At 39.9% G+C, this 18,690-nt stretch carries 11 protein-coding genes; 1 reads left to right on the top strand and 10 read right to left on the bottom strand.

The features are described 5' to 3' along the window. The first annotated feature begins 6 nt into the window (after window positions 1-6). Window positions 7-669: a thiamine diphosphokinase gene (locus tag KZC02_RS12400; protein ID WP_221394379.1), complete on the top strand. Its 663-nt coding sequence runs from the start codon at window positions 7-9 to the stop codon at window positions 667-669. Here the strand turns inward: KZC02_RS12400 and KZC02_RS12395 are convergent, their stop codons facing one another. The 10 genes from KZC02_RS12395 to KZC02_RS12355 form a co-directional block, all read right to left on the bottom strand. Next, window positions 670-2,307 (bottom strand): M1 family metallopeptidase, encoded by a 1,638-nt coding sequence (locus KZC02_RS12395; RefSeq protein WP_221394378.1) that lies wholly within the window; start codon window positions 2,305-2,307, stop codon window positions 670-672. It lies immediately after the preceding gene. Window positions 2,308-2,391: 84 nt separating this feature from the next. Continuing rightward, on the bottom strand, window positions 2,392-3,375 hold the full coding sequence (locus KZC02_RS12390; RefSeq protein WP_221394377.1) for a kelch repeat-containing protein: 984 nt from the start codon (window positions 3,373-3,375) through the stop codon (window positions 2,392-2,394). Window positions 3,376-3,513: 138 nt separating this feature from the next. After that, window positions 3,514-4,890 carry a glucoamylase family protein gene (locus KZC02_RS12385; protein ID WP_221394376.1) on the bottom strand — a complete coding sequence of 459 codons (1,377 nt, stop codon included), beginning with the start codon at window positions 4,888-4,890 and terminating at the stop codon, window positions 3,514-3,516. A gap of 38 nt (window positions 4,891-4,928) precedes the next feature. Beyond that, complete coding sequence (locus KZC02_RS12380; RefSeq protein ID WP_221394375.1) at window positions 4,929-6,599, bottom strand: glucoamylase family protein; 1,671 nt, start codon at window positions 6,597-6,599, stop codon at window positions 4,929-4,931. After that, complete coding sequence (locus KZC02_RS12375; protein WP_221394374.1) at window positions 6,599-7,441, bottom strand: LamG domain-containing protein; 843 nt, start codon at window positions 7,439-7,441, stop codon at window positions 6,599-6,601. The genes KZC02_RS12380 and KZC02_RS12375 overlap by 1 nt, the downstream gene beginning before the upstream one ends. Window positions 7,442-7,466: 25 nt before the next feature. Next, the gene (locus KZC02_RS12370) at window positions 7,467-8,960 is read right to left on the bottom strand and encodes a RagB/SusD family nutrient uptake outer membrane protein (protein ID WP_221394373.1); all 1,494 of its coding nucleotides are present in this window, start codon (window positions 8,958-8,960) and stop codon (window positions 7,467-7,469) included. Between the two features lie 13 nt (window positions 8,961-8,973). After that, entirely contained in the window at window positions 8,974-12,006 is a 3,033-nt protein-coding gene (locus tag KZC02_RS12365) for a TonB-dependent receptor (protein ID WP_229254249.1), read from the bottom strand. Between the two features lie 180 nt (window positions 12,007-12,186). Next, window positions 12,187-13,296 (bottom strand): triple tyrosine motif-containing protein, encoded by a 1,110-nt coding sequence (locus KZC02_RS31775; protein WP_229254247.1) that lies wholly within the window; start codon window positions 13,294-13,296, stop codon window positions 12,187-12,189. Window positions 13,297-13,373: 77 nt separating this feature from the next. Continuing rightward, window positions 13,374-15,002, bottom strand: coding sequence for a hypothetical protein (locus KZC02_RS31770; RefSeq protein WP_229254245.1), 1,629 nt, complete (start codon window positions 15,000-15,002; stop codon window positions 13,374-13,376). A 445-nt stretch (window positions 15,003-15,447) separates the two neighbouring features. Then, window positions 15,448-18,468, bottom strand: a complete 3,021-nt coding sequence (locus tag KZC02_RS12355; RefSeq protein ID WP_221394372.1) for a TonB-dependent receptor domain-containing protein — start codon at window positions 18,466-18,468, stop codon at window positions 15,448-15,450. Window positions 18,469-18,690 lie beyond the last annotated feature (222 nt).

Raw genomic sequence — 18,690 nt, 5'->3', positions numbered from 1 at the left:
AGATAAATGTCTTCTCATCACATTGTTAAAGAAAAACAGGAACCCGCTCTCATCATTGCAAATGGAGAAGCTTGTAGTGGAGAACTTCTTGGGCAGCTGTTAGAATGGAGCCCGTTTATAGTGGTATTGGATCATGCTATTTACCGTGTGCTTGAACTTGGAATCAAGATTGATGTCTGGATGGGTGATTTTGATCAGCAACATGATTTTGAAGCAATCCGGTCTCAGCAGGAACCCTTAGAAATTATCAGTACACCAGATCAGAATAAAACAGACCTGGAAAAAGCAATTGATTTTTTAATTGACCGTGGATTCCCGGCTGCTAATATTGTTTGGGCAACAGGCCGCCGTGCCGATCATGCTATAACTAATATTACCAATTTGGTTCGCTACAAAGAGCAGATACACCTTGTACTGTTCGACGATCATTCCAAAATTTTTCCTCTAAAATGTACTTACGAAAAATGGTATGTAGCAGGAACTCCGATTTCTTTAATTCCAATCGGACAGGTTGAAGGAATACAAACCAGTGGCCTGAAATATAACCTGAACGACGAAATCCTTATATTAGGTTATCGTTCAGGAAATAGTAACGAGGCGGAAAAAGATGGAATTGTACGGATTTCAGCTCAAAAAGGCGATCTCCTGATTATGGAATGCTGGGACTGATTATAAAGCTGAAACTTTCTTAGACTCAACATAAAAATTCCGGTTTACTTCCAGCACTTTCCCTTCTTTAACTTTTAATGTTTTCCACTCACCGGTTGGATTAAGAAACTGGTCTTTTCCAGAGTCAATTTTTACTATTACCGGCATATCAAAACCATTTACCACATTAGCCCACCGGTATTGCAGCTCTTTATCTTTAAAAGTATATTCCAAAACAGGAATCCGGATATTTCTCAAATACTGGTCAAATACTTTTGACAAATTTTGCCCGGCATGTTCACTAACATAATTTTCTATTTGTGAACCGTCAACAGTTTGGTGATAAAAAGTCTTATTTAATCCACGCAGAATTTGCCGCCACTTCTCATCGTTATTTACAACCTGACGAATTGTATGCAGCATATTTCCACCTTTATAGTACATATCTTTCGAACCTGACTCGTTCACACCAAATGGGCCAACGATCGGGCTATCATTGGCAATCAGTTTACGCGTTCCAATTACATAGTCCGACCCTGCTTCTTTGCCGAAATAGTATTCAGTAAATAAATTTTCCGAATAATTGGTAAAGCTTTCATGCACCCACATGTCAGCCACATCTTTGTAGGTAATATTGTTGGCAAACCATTCATGACCACTTTCGTGAATGATAATAAAATCCCATTTCAATCCCCAGCCGGTACCGGATAAATCCCTGCCTAAATAACCATTTTTATATTTATTGCCATAAGTAACCGAGCTCTGGTGTTCCATTCCCAGGTATGGAACCTCTACCAGTTTATAACCATCTTCGTAAAATGGATAAGGGCCAAACCAGTGCTCAAATGCTTTCAGCATCATAGGAACCTGCTTAAATTGTTCCTTTGCCTTTTCCAGGTTTTCGGGCAGGGCATAATAACTTACATTGAGATCTCCCTTTTCACCTTTATAGACTTCCTTCCAGCTTTCATAATTGGCCACGTTCATATTTACCCCATAATTGTTTATAGGATTTTTTACAAACCAATTGAATGTCTGGGAATTATCAGGATTTTTAGAAATATTGCGTAACTGACCATTAGAAACATCCTTCATATTTTCGGGAACAGTAACGCTGATGAGCATACTATCCGGTTCGTCATACATGTGATCTTTACATGGCCACCATACGCTGGAACCTAATCCCTGACAAGAAGTAGCAATAATGGTATTTCCTTTTCCATCCGGGATCCACTGTACACCTCCGTCCCATGGCGGACGTTTTGCCAGTTTAGGCCGGCCCGAATAACTGACTACAATTGCTTCCTGCTTTCCTGTTTCCTGTTTTTTCTGTAAGGTTATAAAAAATGCGTTTCCATCTCTTTTAAAATTCAAGTCCTGGCCATCCTGTGTTACTTTACTTATTTGCAAAGGTTCCTGTAAGTCTACCTGTATTATTTGATAAGGCTTTACTACTTTATAACGGATTTCAGTACTTCCGGTTAAAGTGCTGTCTTTAGCATTAGGTGTCACCTGCAAATGGTAATAGGTAAGATCCCACCAGGCGCGTTCAGGTGTGATAGATCCGCGTAAAGTATCAGCGTGCGTGAAAGACTTATTTTGTGCAAATGTGCAATATGATATCAGTAACAGGCAGAAAATCAGGGTCTTATTAAGCATGTATTAATCAGGATTATAATATTTTTTTATGAACTTAATTCAGGTGATATCTTGCAAAAGGTGCTAAAAGTCAATTGCTAAAAGCTATTTAACCAGGATTTCCATATCATTTAGTTCCGGGCCACCGCCCCGATTAGCTGATCCTGCTGCAATGTAGACCTTCTTATTGAGTACAACAGCCTGGGTTCCATGTCGTCCCTGATGGAGCGATGGCAGTTTTTCCCATTTTTGAGTCCGGATATCGAATGCTTCTACGTCATTATGCGCTTCTACATGCGCGTCACTTTCCCCGCCAATGATCAAAATTTTATCACCATAAGCTACAGTAGTATTGCCGGCACGTAAAGTGGGTAAATTATTGGATGCGTCCAGGGTTGACCATTTTCCGGATTTAAAATCATATACATCCACTTCTTTGATCGTCGTATTAAGTACCTGATTGATTCGTGCAGTTGAAAGCCTTCCGCCTGCTACATAAAGTTTGTGATCAATGACTGCAACCTGTACGTGGTCTCTTGGACGTGGTGCATCAGCAAGTGTTTTCCATTTATCCGTTGCCGGATCATATTCATCAAACCATGTAACCTGTCCGTCCCAATGACCATCCTGAATGCCACAAACCAGGTAAATCTTGTCATTCAATACAAATGCACCCGCTGCCCCACGTCTTCGGTTCTCAGGGATTTCGGATCCTTTCCTCCATTCATTTTTGATTGGATTGAAAATATAAATGTTTGGAATAGGAACTTCATGTGGATATCCGCCTGTAAACGCTCCCAGAACATATATTTCATCCTTAAACGAAATAGCCTGAAAATGACTCATTTCAATAGGTGTTTTACTAAGGCTTGTCCATGAATCTTTTTTAAAATCATATTCGTCAACCGGTTTAATTCCGCGGCCACCTAATAAGTAAAGCTTTCCATTGGCAGTTGTCATCGCATTTTCATGCCGTTTTTCAGGAAGGTTTTCTGGTTCTGAAACTTCCCAGATTTGTGCAGAAACTGATACCGCCCATAAATTTAGAATAACCAGTAATACTCCGGTTTTTAGAAATGAAATCATCATCCTTGTATTTAAATGGGTTGAGTTTAGCATCCTTTTGCTCGAGATACGTCTTAAAACACCATTAAGATACAATTATATTTAATAAAAGCGAAAGACCAGCCTGAGACTGGTCTTTTGGTAATTACGGGAAAGAATAGGTTAATTTTTGCTGGTAATTTCAAGTGCCGGACTTTCAAAACCTAATTTTTTTAATCCGTTCTGAACGTCGGGATCCTGCATGAATAATTTCCAGAGGAGCCCGGTCCTGTAATTTTCTATCATTACAATGATAGGTCCCTGGTCAATGGCCAGATGAGATTTAGCATACCAGTTCTGCGATTCGTTGAAAGCATCTGTGAAGCCATATTCGCTCCATATTTTATCTCCCAGATCGTCATAAAAATGACGAAGTGCTTTCATTGATTTGTCAGGTGTATAAGGAAATGATGATAAAGCAGCTGTTGGTGAAATTGTGCCGAAATCGTTATTGGGCGAATGTGCATTATATCCATTGTAAGTATCACTTGCTGTTAGTCCCCAGCTGTTCTCTCCATAACCTTCGAATTTACCCGGATTGGCAACGCAATGTTTATAATTGATCAAAGTATGGTTTACGTTTTGCTCCCAATAATCAGCATACTGGTCTTTCAGATTACGTGGGTCTAAACCTAAAAATGAATAATGAGTAAAGAATAACGGGCCGCCGAAATCAAAACCCAGAGGTAATTTTATGCCGTAATATTCTTTGCCATTTTTAAAATGATCGCTTTGCACCCAGCATTTATGATAAACCTGTGCGGTGATCGGATAACGTGGAGAAGCTGCACCGAGAATATATGTAATTAGCGTTTCGTTGTAACCTCTCAATTCAAAATTCATTGCCCAGCCATTATTCGGACTCCAATGCCAGTAAAGCTGATCCGGGTTTCCGCGTGTGTACCAATCCCATTCTATTTCATTCCAAATCCAGGTAATGCGGTTCCTTAAATCATTTTCCAGAGGTGTATCCTGATTAAAATATTGCCGGGCTGTTAAGAGTCCCTGAAATAAAAAAGCCGATTCAACCAAATCCCCACCATCATCTTTACGTCCGAACGGGATGATTTTTCCTGTTTCCCCATTGATCCAGTGTGGAAAAGCACCATGGAAATTATCAGCTTTTGACAGGAATTTCACCATTTTCAAAAGTCGCTTTGCTATGGAATCCCTTGGATACCATTTTCTGTCAGCCGCCACAATCATCGCCATAATGCCAAATCCTGTTCCGCCAGTTGTCGTTACTTCTCCGCCGTAATCGTAGGCAACGTTGCTTCTTTCACGGGCTAAGCCACTTACAGGATGAGCGAAATCCCAGAAATAACGAAAAGTTTGCTTTTGCACCAGTTCAAGCAGGGCTGTATCTGATAAATTTTTTGGCCGGTCGGCGGGATTAAAAATGGCAGGCTTAGTAACATTTGCTTTTTTCTTTTGTGCATTACTATTGGTTATGCCAAGAATCAAACAAATGAAAAAGGTCAGGTAAGATAAAATTTTCATGATAAAGGTTTATTGTTTTAATTGCGGGTACCAATTATTTACAGGTTAGGACTTTGGAAACCAAGATTTTTCATTCCGGTTTTCACTTCCGGGCAACTCATGAAAAGATCCCATAATAAGGCAGTTCTGTGATTTTCAATCATGACAATTACCGGACCCTGGTCAATAGCCAGATACGAATTGGCGAACCAGGGTTGCACCAGAGAAAACGAATCATAGAAACCGTATTCGCCCCATATTTTATCACCAAGTTTATAATAGAAAAACTTTAAAGCTTTCATGGATTCATCAGGCGTGTACGGAAATGCAGATAAAGCTGCAGTCGGAGCAATTACACCTATGTCGTTTGTTGGCGAACTGGCAGTATAACCATCTGGAATGTCACTGGCTGTCAATCCCCAGCATTGGTCACTGTATCCATAGTATCCCTTAGGATTGGATTTGCAATAATTGTAATTGATTAATGTATGATTCCTGTTTTGAGTAAAATAATTGGTGAAACCATCTTTAAGGTTGGTTGGATTTATACCTAAAAATGAATACTGTGAGAAAAATAATGGCCCTCCGTAAGCTTCACCTAAAGGCAATGTAATTCCCAAATAAGATTTGCCGTTGACAAAACTTCCATTGCCTGTCCAGCCATTATCATAGACTGATTTTATTATAGGATGCGTTGGAGACGAAGCCGCCAGTGCGTAAGTAATCATACACTCGTTCCAGCCTTTAATTGGCAAATTCATATCCCAATTATAATCAGGACTCCAATGCCAGTACAATACATTTCCCTTGTCTTTTTGAAACCAATCCCATTCTACTCCATTCCAGATCGTATTGATATCTGTTCTTAAAGCAGTTTCAGCAGGATTTGAATTGTTGAAATATTGTCTCGCAGTCAGTAATCCCTGTATCAGGTAAGAAGTTTCAACCAGGTCGGCTCCATTGTCTTTTGTACTGAATGGTACTACCGCTCCGGTTGCTCCATTGATCCAGTGAGGAAAAGCGCCGTGAAATTTTTGTGTTTTATCTTTCAGGAAACCTGCGATCTTCTGCATTCTTTCCAGTCCTTCTGCACGTGTTATGAAATTTCTTTCAATAGCAACCGGAATGGTCATTATTCCAAAGCCGCTGCCACCGGAGGTTACGATATCACCGGATGTATTTCTTTCTCTTGCCAAACCACTTGTTGGATGTCCAAATTCCCAGAAATACCTGAAGGTTTGTTTTTGAACCAGGGTTAAAAGTGCTTCGTCGGTAATTTTTGGGAACTTATCGGTTGTGTCGAGAGCGGTTATAAGGTTTATACTGACTTCACTAAGTAACGAACCGTTAGATTTAGACTTTAAGGCTTTGGAAATTAGAACCTTATAGGAACTTAGATAAGGCAATGCATTTATTGGAATTATTATTACAGTACTGTCCCCGTTTTCCAGCGAGGTGGAATAGGGTACAACTTCACCGGTTTTGGATATAATACTGACTGCATTGGCGAAGGATGCACTGTTTAATGGTGCTGAAAAGTTGAATTCTATAATGGGCTTGGGCTTCACATCGACGTAGGAGAAACCACTATAAGAGCCATCAACCTTAAGGCTGTTGAAACCAAACGAAGTTGGAACGACCGTTACCGGTGGTTCGGGATTATTTTCCTTTTTACAGGAAATCCCGAACCATACGGTAAAGCAGAAAAAAACAAAATTTTTGAAGGACATTATTTTCCTCTTGACTCTAGTTTAACAAGAGCGTCTATTTCTGCGTCTTTCAGAGCGACATTATAGATTCTAACTTCATCAAGCAAACCCGTAAGGTAACTTGCCCAAGATTGCGGTTCTGATGCTTTTGTTAAACTTGGCGTAGTTTGAAATTGATTTGCTCCAAATACTATCTGGCCTGGGTTTTTCCATTTTAGGTTACCGAATTTAGCAACCGTTGTTGTGTTCACCTTAGATCCGTTTATGTAGATACTAAAAGTGGAAGAGGTAGCATCATAAGACAAAGCAATGTGGGTCCACGAATTGTACAAGTTTACAATACCATCTTTCGAAACCCAGGTATCCAATGTATCATTCTGAATGTGCGCCTTGAAAATTCCATCTGTGGTAGTTCCACCATTTTCAAAGAATGTTTCAAGATTGCCCCAGAATGCTTCCTTACTCGAGAGTGTTACTAAACCAATTATTCCTCCCGCAGCAGTGGTTGATTGACTGTTAACCCAATACCCTATTGTGAAGCTCTGAAGGCCAAGTATAGCGCTCGTTGGATTAAATAAAACATATCCATTTTTCGCACCTTTCATAGCCTGCCCTTTCAAGCCATTTGCAAATGATGTTCCGGTGTTTACACCAGCAGTTTTTGATATCGCATCCACATAATCGCCATCAAAAGGCCAGTAAGCGACCAGATTTGAAGTTGCAATTTCCCCAGATGATGTAAAACCACCAATCGAAACGCTCGGTGCATAACTTTCAGGGTCAAACTTTTCGTAACAAGCTGTTAGGCCGACAATCATAAGCATGGTGATTGCCAATGTTAATTTAGAATTTATAGCTTTCATTGATAGATCCTTTGTAAGAGATTGATTAATATCCAGGGTTTTGAACCAATAAACCTGCGCTCAAATCGATTTCGGTCTGAGGAACCGGCCATACTTCATTTTTGTTAGCTTTCCATCCTTTTGGTCCAAAGATTTCAGCGCCTCTTCCCTGACGGATCACATCAAAGTAACGGTCAAATTCCATCGCCAATTCATAATGACGTTCGTTCCAGATAGCAGTACGTAATGCAACTTTATCAGTAGTTGTCACCTTCGGAAGTATGGTTTTACTCGTCCCTCTTGCACGAGCTCTTACCAATTCAAGTGATGATAACGCCAACGCATTGTTACCTAGTTCATTGGCAGCTTCTGCGTTCATCAATAACACATCTGCATATCTTATAACACGAACGTTCTGTTGTGCTCCTTCATTAAATCCGGATATATAAAGGCTGAAAGGAACATATGATTTTTGGTTATACATCGGGTTGTCCCCCACAGCTGCAATAGCATCACCTTCTGGAGTTGTTTCGCCTCTGAAAATGATCGTTGCATCTCTTCTTGGATCACCAGTTTCGAAAGCATCGGCAAGAGCTTTGGTTGGAACATTGAATCCCCATCCGCCGCCAGTGACTCCACGAACACCCTGAACTTGTGAATACTGCGAGTTAGATGCATCTTTGTTCGACTGCAAAAGCTCGTTCTGGATTTCAAAAATTGACTCAGAAGAATTCTCATTTGCTATTCGAAACAATTGCTCGTAATTATTGAAAAGGGAATATTTCCCCGAAGCAATTACCTGGTTAGTCAAATCTAAAACCTGCTGCCATTTGGACTGGTACATTGACACTTTTGCGTTAAGTGACATAGCAGCTCCTTTAGTTACTCGTCCAAGATCACTTGAACCATAGCTTTGAGGAAGAACAGCCGCGGCTTCAGTAAGATCTTTTTCAATCGCAGCGTATACATCTGCCTTAGGTGTACGTGGTAAATTGTACTCAGATGCATCAGCAGGTAATTTTAAACGCAATGGAACATCTCCATATGCCCTTACCAATCTGAAATAAGAATAAGCTCGAACAAATTTGGCTTCACCCAGATATCTTGCTTTCAGTGTTTCATCCATGCTGATTGCCGGAATGTTGTCCAGTACCTGATTAGCATAGTTGATGTTCTGATATTGCCCTTTCCAGAAGTCAGCAAGCTGGCCATCACCAGATCCAACAGAAAAGTTATCATAATCATTGAAAAAGGTCGCATCAGAGGCTGTACTGCCTTTTTCTGCATCATCGGATCCCATGTTTTCAACTGCAATAGGAGCAAAAGCAGTGTTGGTCCATCCTCTCAGGTTTGCATACATGGCATTTACAGCCTTAGTTGCATCGCCTTCGTTTTGCCAGAAAACAGTACCAGCTTGTTTGCCTTGTGGATCGGTATCCAAAAAGCTTTGCTCACAAGCAGAAGGAACCAGTAAAAGAGAAGCTAATCCCAAATACAAGCCTGCTTGCTTTAAATTGTTTTTAAAATCTATATTTTTCATATTCCTGATGATCTTAGAAAGTGACGTTAATACCGAAGTTGTAAGTTGCCGACAAAGGATATACGTTAGCATCGATTCCAGCCTGGGTTGGTTTATTTTCATTCGCTCTAACTTCTGGTGAAAGTCCTTTGTACTTGAAGAAATTCAGTGGGTTCTGAGCATTTGCGTAAACGCGAAGTTTTTTAATTTTCAGCTTGTCGTTAACCGACTGTGGGAAAGTGTATCCGATCTGCGCATTCCGAACTCTGAAATAACTTCCGCTTTGAACAAAAAATGTATTGGGAAGATAATTTGATCCGCCACCGATGTTAGCTGAAGGATAAGTATTTGAAGTACCTGCTCCGTACCATCTGTTATCGTAGAAGTCTTTTGTGAAGTTTTCGTTACCATATCTCCATCCCAGGTTTGCATTGTAAATATCAACTTTGGCAACGCCTTGAAAATCAAGGCTCAGATCAAACCACTTATAGTTAAAACTGGTATTTATACCATATGTCAATTTTGGGTTGGGATTACCAATTACTTGTCTGTCAAGAGAAGAGATCGTTGAATCAGGAACCCCGGCAGTACCACTGATATCACGGTATCTGAAATCGCCAGGTTTTGCGTTTTTCTGTGCGGAATGATTAATTTCCTCCTGATTTTGGAAAATGCCATCAACAACGTAGCCGTAAAAGGATCCAATTGGATCACCAACAACCGTACGGGTTGCAAGAGCTCCGCTGGTAAGGCCTACACCTCCATCATAAATTGGATTTGCTCCGGATGTAACAGACAATACTTTGTTGTTGTTCAATCCACCATTTATACCAATACTATAACTGAAATCTTTTCCAATTTCGTCTCTCCAGTTCAATACAGCTTCAAAGCCTTTGTTTTGGAAAGTGGCCTGGTTACCAACAATTCTTGCGGAGGCAGTACCGATTGATGATAATACCGGAATATCAAAAATGGCTTTTTCAGTTTTCTTAAGATAATAGTCGAGTTCGATTGTTAATTTATTTTTAAGTAAAGCGCCTTCAATACCAATGTCAGTTCCAACTCCACGTTCCCAATAAGTAGTCGGAGGAATAATAGAGTTGATACTTGCACCGGTATTTAATTGCCCGCCAAAAATTGCGGCAAGATCAGCTCCGTTTGCAACTGTCAGCGTTGACAAATTAGAAGGAACAGATGCGTTTCCAATTTTACCCCAGCTACCTCGTATTTTCAAATTATCGAATACATGTTGATTTGCCATGAAAGATTCATTGCTGATTACCCAGCCCGCACCTACTGATGGGAAATAACCCCATGCATTTCCACCTTGATAGAATTTGGAAGATCCATCAGCCCGTAACGAGGCATTAAGCAAGAAGCGGTCGTTGAAAGAATAATTAACCCTTCCAAAGTATGAAGCATATGTTCCCAAGTCTCCTTTATCCTCAATGGTACGTCCATCTATGTTCCCAAGCGCAAGATATAAATCACCTTCGCTTGTGTAAGGTACATTAAGAGCACTTGCCTTTACTTCATATGACTGATCATGTTGAGCTGACTGGCCTAATAATGCAGTAAAGCTATGTTTACCAATATCTTTTGCGTAAGTCAGTGTATTTTCGAAAATCCAGTATCTCGTCTGAGGACGGGTGAATTCCAATTTGCTTGTTGTATTTCTTTGTTTAAAAGTTGCAACATAATTGGGAACATAAGAGCGCGTCTCATCTTGTCCGTAACGACCGCCCAGGCTCGTCTTAAAAGTCAAACCTTTCAATATTGTCAATTCTGCATAGGCATTTGCAGTCAATAAAGTCTTTTTCGTATTTTGATTATAGAAATCGACTGTTGCTTGTGGATTGTAATTATTTCCATCTCCTAAATTGTAATCAGTCGGATCTCCATAGGTTCCGTCGGCGTAATAAACAGGTACAACTGGGCCGGCAGCATACAATTGACGGAAAATCCCACCTGCTTCATCTTTTGATTTACTGAAAGATCCGGTAGCTGTATAACCAATTTTCAAGCTTTTCAATACCTGAAAATCATTTTGTAAACGGGCAGTGTAACGTTTGAAATTATTCTTTTCTACAACACCGTCCTGATTCAGATAACCAAGAGAGAAATTGTAGGTTGTTTTTTCTCCGCCACCACTTATAGATATCTGGTGATTGGTTACCAATGCATTTCTAAGAATCTGGTGATACCAGTCAGTGCCTTCTCCGTATTGGGATGGATCAAGAACGTTTCCTTTGCCATTGACATTTGCCAGTTCGTTAACCATCGTTGCGTACTGGTTTGCATTAGCCATTTTGACTTGGTTTGTCACTTTTTGATAACCCACGTAGCCATTGTAATTAACAACTGCATTACCAGCTTTTCCCTTTTTGGTTGTGATGAGTACAACACCATTTGCTGCACGAACTCCATAAATAGATTGACTTGAAGCATCTTTAAGAATGTTCATGCTTTCAATATCGCCCGAATTCAGGAAACTGATATCATCAAACCATACTCCATCAACAACATATAATGGGTTAGCACTACCATAGGCCGTACCGACACCGCGAATACGGATTTGAGGTGCCTCACCAGGCTTACCGGAATTGCTGATTTGCACACCTGCAACTTTACCTTGCAAACCACTGACAGCATTCATTGAGGGTTGCTTTGCAATTTCACTTCCTTTAATCTGAACGACCGAGCCGGTTACATCCAGTTTCCTCTGAGAGCCATAACCTACAACTACAACTTCGTTAAGTGCACGTGCGTCTTCAAGTAGGGATGCATTCAATACGGTTTTAGAACCCACAGTAATTTCCTGAGCGGTCATACCAATCATTGAAAAAACAAGTATTGAACTTGTAGAAGGAACCTGAATGGAGTAATTTCCATCAGCATCGGTAGGAACACCAGTAGTTGTTCCTTTTATTAAAACACTTGCCCCTGGAAGAGGCGATCCATCCGGAGCGGATGTGACTTTTCCTGATATACTAATTTGCTGTCCATAAGAGGTAACGCTCCACGACAGAAAGACCAGCATACACAGTGAGCGTAAAACAGTTTTCATTGATGATAAAGATGAAAAATTGGTGATATAATTATTGCAAGAATTAATTGAATTGTTGCAAATTTAGAATTTTACAATCCGATAATTCCAAAAACAGACTACATCACAACTACATCAATGAGAATAATGCAAGTATAAATAGTATTTTATGGATTTTTGTATTAGATTAATACAAACAATTTAAATGTCCATCATGTACTGAACCAGATTGGCATCCAGCTCCAGGCCTAGTTTCTTACGTAATCGGTATCTTTTTATTTCGACGCCACGAATGGAAATCCCAAGTGCAGGTGCCATTTCTTTTGTAGAAAGGTTCATGCGAAGACATGCAGCAAGCCTGAGTTCGGATGGTGAAATGGTTGGACTAATCATTCTTAATCTCTTGAAAAACTCTTCATGTACTTCGTTGAAATTATCCTCAAACAAAACCCAGTCTTCTTTGCCGGCTACATTTCGTTCAATACTGTTCAGTAGTTTTTGATAATGGATATTGGGAAGTTGCTGGCCCATTTCCTGTTTCACCTGTTTGAGCTCATCCCTTATTTCTTCCAGAATTTCGTTTTTACGAACCACATTAATAGCAACATTGCTTATCTGCTGGCTCTTACTTTTGATTTCACTCTGGAGTTTCTCGTTCTGGAGTTCCATAATTTTCCTTTCACTGGAAAGTCTTTCCTGGCGCAGTTTTTCTTCCTGTTCTTCTATCAGTTTTCTGCGATGCCTTGCCAGCCTTTTTTCCTGATAAATGATGAGAGCAACCACAATCAGGAATATTGATACAGCGAATAAAAATCTCGCCCAGGCTGTTTCCCGCCAATAGGGAGTAATTGAAAATGGATAGGAGGTAATTTCATTATTTAAACTGCTCTTGATTTCAAAATTATATGAGCTGGATTCAAGATTGGTATACTCCACAAAATTCTGGTCTGTCCATTCCGACCATTGATCTGAAAGCCCTTTTAATCTGTACTTATACTGTATATTCTGCCCAAAAACTGGAAGTGCATACATGATCCTGATGGAGCGGATATCTTTCGGTAAAGTTACTTTGCCGCCAATAGCAAAAGTCTCGGCCAGGTTACGCAGATTCGCTATTTTACGAATGATAGGTCTAATACTATTAACAGTGTTCTTTTTAGAATAAGATCTGTTGTATAAAGCATATCCATTAGCAAGGCAAAAGAAGTAATACTGATCAGAAACAGGGATAATCGTTTCACTATTTCGGATGAGTGCCAGCTCAAAAGTTTTTACTTCATTACTATCATTATACATCAGGATTTTGTTCATGAAAACCTTAAACCATTCATTTTTTATTCCGTTCCGGATTTTAAACGGTTCATTGTCAGAATCGGTAAAGTATTGACTCAGATGAAGCTGGTTTTTAAGGTCAGGTTCAAAAATTGGTTGGCGGACCTGATCTGTATTATGTTTTTCCAGTTAGATATTTCTACTGAAAATTCACTAGGAATATCTTTTGGAGATTTGTATTCTTTCCACTGAATTACTGAATCAAGTAACGCAGTTAATTTGGCACGATATAACCCTTTGTAGGCATGTCCCAGCCAGAATGATCCGTCTTTGTCCTGAACAATTTGCCGGATCGGGAGAGGAAGTATTCCTTTGACCGGGTATGCATAAGTCCAGAGATGTTCTTTGTTCTTTTTATAAACACTCAGGCCGGTATACGAGCCTTGTAACAGCAAGGTGTCGTTTCCATTTTTAACCGGTAGAAAAACCCAGCCGCCGGTAACGTCAGATATTTTTGTAACCCCCTTATGGTCTATACGGAATGTGGCATCATTGTGCCCGCAAAGCAGCTGATCATTGAACACTTTTAAGTTCCAGGTTTGTCCGCCTAATCCGGGAATGGCACGAAAAGGATCGGCTGACATCCATTTTTTTACAAATACACCATTATTAGATCCAACATAAAGGTTTCCGTGCCATATAGCCGCTGCATAGGCAGAACCTAAGGGATTGTTATTGGTTTGATAGGATATAAATGGAGAAGACATTTTGATCAGGTCAATTCCCTGATCAAGCCCTGCCCATAAATGTTTCCGGCTGTCTTCTGCCAATGCCAGTACTGTATTGTTTTGTAATCCGTTTTCTTTATTAAACTGGTATTTTAAAGTACCGTTTCGTGAAATGACATAAATGCCTTTTTGTATTGTTCCGAATACGAAACTGCTGTCCTGACTTAATACAATAGCCTTGTTAACGATATTCTTTTTTAACTCTTCGGAAAGAGGAATGTTCCAGGGCTTCATCTCTCCATTTTGCCAAATAAACAAGCCATGTTTTGCAGTGGTAATGAGGATCTGATTTTTAGAGAATGGTAAAATTGAAGAGACAATAGAACCGGCCAATTGTTCTGTTCCTGGTAATGGGATGAATTTTTCACCTTTCAGCTCAAATAACCCTTTGCCAATCATTTGAATAAAAAGACGGTTATTGACATACCTTAAAAACATAAAGTTGCCGGAAGAGCTTATTTCGATTAGTTTCCTGCCATCATATCGGTACATAGCCGAAAATGACTGGAAATAGATATATTCCGGCGTTTTGAGAATGTGCCAGATCTCCTCTGTTTTCAGACTGGCGAAGTTAACATCTTTGCTCAGCGAATGATAGGCCAGCTGGCCCGTTGCAGTAGGATGCCAATACCCGAATTCACCGTAACCGCCGACATAGATCCTGTTTTCTGTATTCGTCCCTGTAACAAATGTTTTTCCTCTTAGTGATTTATCGACCATAACTTCGTCACATAATACGGTTCTGACAATCTGCTGATTAGGTAATGGATATAGTTTCCAGGAAGCGCCATCGTATTCCAGTAATCCATCAGAATTGGCGGCATATATAATATGGTTCTGGCTTTGGTCTATAGACCAGTTTTGGTTGTGTGCTTTATAAACAGAAAGCGAATAATTAATTAAGGGCGGGGTTTCCTGGGCTTGTAAAAATGAAGAAAAGGCAAAACATAAAAACAAGGTCAGCTTAGAACATTGCTTACTTATATGTTTGCAAATAGAGAATGTTATCAATAAGTTTTTTTCATTTACAATGAAACAATTCATTTCAACTGACTTTTAATTTAATCTTTTATTAGGAATATCGTCCGCTATTCGTTTACAAAATCTTTATAAATTTTGTCTATGTTTAGAGCAATTACAATATTAGTACTCACTTTGTCAGTTGTTTTACGTTAGGTAAATCCAGCTGACGATTAAGATCAAAAATGATATTCGGTACAATCTTAATACTTCCGGTTCACATTTTGTAAAATTCACTTTTACAAATTACCTATTGCACGGTGTGGCCATGCAATATCAAATCCGATACGAGTGATTACTTCATAAACAAAAATGGGCAACCGGTTAAGGCTGCCCATTTTTGTTTATGACTTATTCAATAATCCGATCAGATTGTCTGGTATTAAAATGTAAAGTTCAGACGAGCGAACAAGAATCTTCCGTTCATACCGAATTGAGAAGTATTTCTTGAATAAACGAATTGGTTTGCGTTTGACAAATCAACTGTTGAAGCAGCTGCGCCATAAAGTACTTTTCCTTCCGATACACCGGTTGGTCTTTTAGCAGTGATTGAGTTGTAGTTTCTGTCCGGATAGATATCGAACAGGTTGTTAGCTCCTACAACAACTTTAACAAATTTTGCAATCTGATATCCAACAGAAAGGTCTGTGATCAATCTTCCTCCCCAAATAGGGTGCTCGTTTTCAACAGCTTGTCCGTTAACGATAGTAGCACCGATGAAACCATCACCATTTACGTCAACTGTATTAGGATCCGTAACTTTTCCGAAGTATGCATTTCTAAGGAACAGGTCAAATTTCTTAACGCTTAACGTATGGCTCCAGTTAAACTTCACGCGAGGAATCGCCTGCTGAAGATAAATTCTGTTAGCTTCAGAGTAATAGTTGTTGATCTGTCCGTTGTCTGCAAGGATTTTAGACGCTTTGATATCACCAACTTGTTTGGTTTGTGAAACTGTACCGGCAAGATCCGTTCTCAATGTTGCACCGTTGTCAAACCTTGCTCTGTGAGAAATCACCATGTCTATACCTTTTGACTGTGTGTTGATCGCGTTAGAGAAGAAAGTAGCCGCGGTTGCATTTGCCTTATCAAACAATTGCTGCAGTTCCAATGCCGAACCAGTTACAGTTCCGCTTGGACGTGAGAACTGATCCGTTAAGATTACTCTGTCGTTAATACGAACGAAATAACCATCCGCTGTAATTGTCAAATTCGAGCTTGGTATTTTAGCCGTAAAACCTGCACTGAAACTTTTAGATTCTTCTTGTTTCAACTTAGGTATACCCAATAAATTAGCAGCATCAGATGCATTGCTGAATGTACCTACTTCAAAAGGAACACCACCTACGAATTGAGTCGAAGTAGAGTTAAAGTAAATTTGAGCAAGAGAAGGTGCACGGAAACCAGTTGACACAGCACCACGAAGATTGATATTGTCAGTCAGTTTGTAACGTGTAGCCAATTTGAAATTGGTTGTACTACCAAAATCTGAATAATTTTCAAAACGGATTGCTCCTTCAAGTAACCATTTGCTGGTTACTTCCAATTCTGTATCTACATATACAGCAACACTTTGACGGTTGGCGTCTTTCGTTTCTGCTGCATTTTCCGGTCTGAAACCTGGGAACACCTGAGATCCGCCCGGACGTGCTGCGCCAAAGAAATCAGTTGGCGGAGATTGTGTAGATGAGGTAATAACTTTGCCATTCACATCATAACGTGCCCATGAGTTTTCGTCACCTGCTTTAATTCTGTATGACTCAAAACGAGCCTCACCACCGAAAGCAAGATTCAAGCCAGACAGTACGTCAAATTTACGGCTCAAATCAAGGTTAACCGTGTTTTGCTTGAAATTTAATCCACCAGCTTTGAAAACAGTAGGAGAGTTTTGCAAAAGGGTTGTGTTTACCGTGTTTTCTACTCCATAATTAAATGTGTTAGAACCAAATGTATTACTCAAATCATAATTGAACAGGCCTAATTTACCACGAACACCAGCTGCCGCAGAAGCATCAATAACGTCAGAGTGAATCTCTGGAAGGAAACCATTGATGAAAATACCTGTAAAGGTACGAGCCTGGTTTGGTCTTCTGTAAAAACCTGCTGCGTTTCCTTTTCTCTTTCCGTAGCCACCAAATGCGTAAAACTCGTGGTTTTCGTTAATTGGTACAGCCATGTTTGCGAAAAGTTGAATACTTTTCAATTCAGACTGACCAATACGCATGTTGAAGTCTCTTCTTTGTAATCCTCTAAATGCCAATTCGTTGTCTGTTACGTCAGCGCCAAGTACTTTTTGTAAATCACCAATTGAACTTGCAGCAGCAATGGAAGATTGCGTTGCCGCATCCAGATAACTCACGCCTAATGCACCTTGTTTGATTGCCGCAACATCATTAACCAACCCGCCAACATTTCCGCCACTTTGCTTTACTCTATATTCAATGGCATTGTAAGCATTGAATATGTTACCCGTTGCGAAGTCAGCACGGTAAGTTGGTTTTCTTGTCAGTGCAGATGCTGTAAAGTTGATAAAACCTTTCTTGGCAATTCTAACACCATAGTTAGCATCAATCTGAAGATTTTCTCCGTCCATTCCACCAGTGTGATCGTTAGAACCGTGAGAAAAGTTAGCACCGCTGTAAAGAGACATATTCAATTTACCCGTCGATTCTTTCATTTTTACGTTGATAACACCCGCAATGGCATCAGAACCATACTGTGCAGATGCACCGTCACGCAATACTTCGATTTTTTCAATAGCATATGCCGGCATTGCATTTAAATCCGTACCAACAGATCCACGTCCCGGAGTACCGTTTACGTTTACCAAAGAAGAAGTATGTCTTCTCTTTCCGTTTAATAATACCAAAACCTGATCCGGGCCCAAGCCACGTAGCTGAGCCGGGTCAATATGGTCAGTTCCATCGGCAACCGTTGCTGTATTTGAGGTAAAAGATGGAGCAACGATGTTCATGATCTGGTTCAGGTTGTTCTGAGGAACCTGAGTAGTCATTTGTGCCACGTTGATTACGTCAACCGGAACCGGGCTTTCTGTATTAACACGTCCACCGGCTCTTGAACCTGTAACGACAATCTCGTCCAGTGTAGCAGTGCCTTCTGCAAGTGCAATGTTCAATTCTGTTGTTCCGCTTACTTTCACATCAACAGTCTGGGTGGTAAAACCAATAAAGCTTGCGCTCAGTTTGTAACTTCCATCGGCAATGTTAAGGTTGTAATTCCCATCAGCGTCTGTAGCGGTTCCATTGTTTGTACCCTGAATCAGAATGGATACACCTGGAAGACCAGCTCCGGTTTTGGCATCAGTAACTTTACCTTTTATTCCTTGTGCGTATATAGCAGAAGAGACAAAGGTCATAATAAGTAGAATTAGTAATTTTCTCATAAATAGAATCTGTGGCTTAAATAGTAAATTGATGTTAAAATTGATTGAAACAGTTTAATAACTGGTGAATAAAATATTTTAAAGCATGCAAGTTGCAGAATTAAACTATATAATCCTACCGTATATTGGAATTATAAATTGCTTTCTTTACATAGTTCAATATATTGTAACAGATTGCATGAGCAGGGTTTTTTAACAATATTTCACAATTCATCAATCAAT

The organism is Dyadobacter sp. NIV53, from assembly GCF_019711195.1.
GTDB lineage: Bacteria > Bacteroidota > Bacteroidia > Cytophagales > Spirosomataceae > Dyadobacter.
This window is presented reverse-complemented; position numbering and strand designations above follow the sequence as displayed.

Bases quoted from the DNA above. Each gene is read 5' to 3' on its own strand.
- KZC02_RS12400 (WP_221394379.1), top strand. From the start codon at position 7: ATGTCTTCTCATCACATTGTTAAAGAAAAACAGGAACCCGCTCTCATC.
- KZC02_RS12395 (WP_221394378.1), bottom strand. From the start codon at position 2,307: ATGCTTAATAAGACCCTGATTTTCTGCCTGTTACTGATATCATATTGC.
- KZC02_RS12390 (WP_221394377.1), bottom strand. From the start codon at position 3,375: ATGATGATTTCATTTCTAAAAACCGGAGTATTACTGGTTATTCTAAAT.
- KZC02_RS12385 (WP_221394376.1), bottom strand. From the start codon at position 4,890: ATGAAAATTTTATCTTACCTGACCTTTTTCATTTGTTTGATTCTTGGC.
- KZC02_RS12380 (WP_221394375.1), bottom strand. From the start codon at position 6,599: ATGTCCTTCAAAAATTTTGTTTTTTTCTGCTTTACCGTATGGTTCGGG.
- KZC02_RS12375 (WP_221394374.1), bottom strand. From the start codon at position 7,441: ATGAAAGCTATAAATTCTAAATTAACATTGGCAATCACCATGCTTATG.
- KZC02_RS12370 (WP_221394373.1), bottom strand. From the start codon at position 8,960: ATGAAAAATATAGATTTTAAAAACAATTTAAAGCAAGCAGGCTTGTAT.
- KZC02_RS12365 (WP_229254249.1), bottom strand. From the start codon at position 12,006: ATGAAAACTGTTTTACGCTCACTGTGTATGCTGGTCTTTCTGTCGTGG.
- KZC02_RS31775 (WP_229254247.1), bottom strand. From the start codon at position 13,296: ATGAACAAAATCCTGATGTATAATGATAGTAATGAAGTAAAAACTTTT.
- KZC02_RS12355 (WP_221394372.1), bottom strand. From the start codon at position 18,468: ATGAGAAAATTACTAATTCTACTTATTATGACCTTTGTCTCTTCTGCT.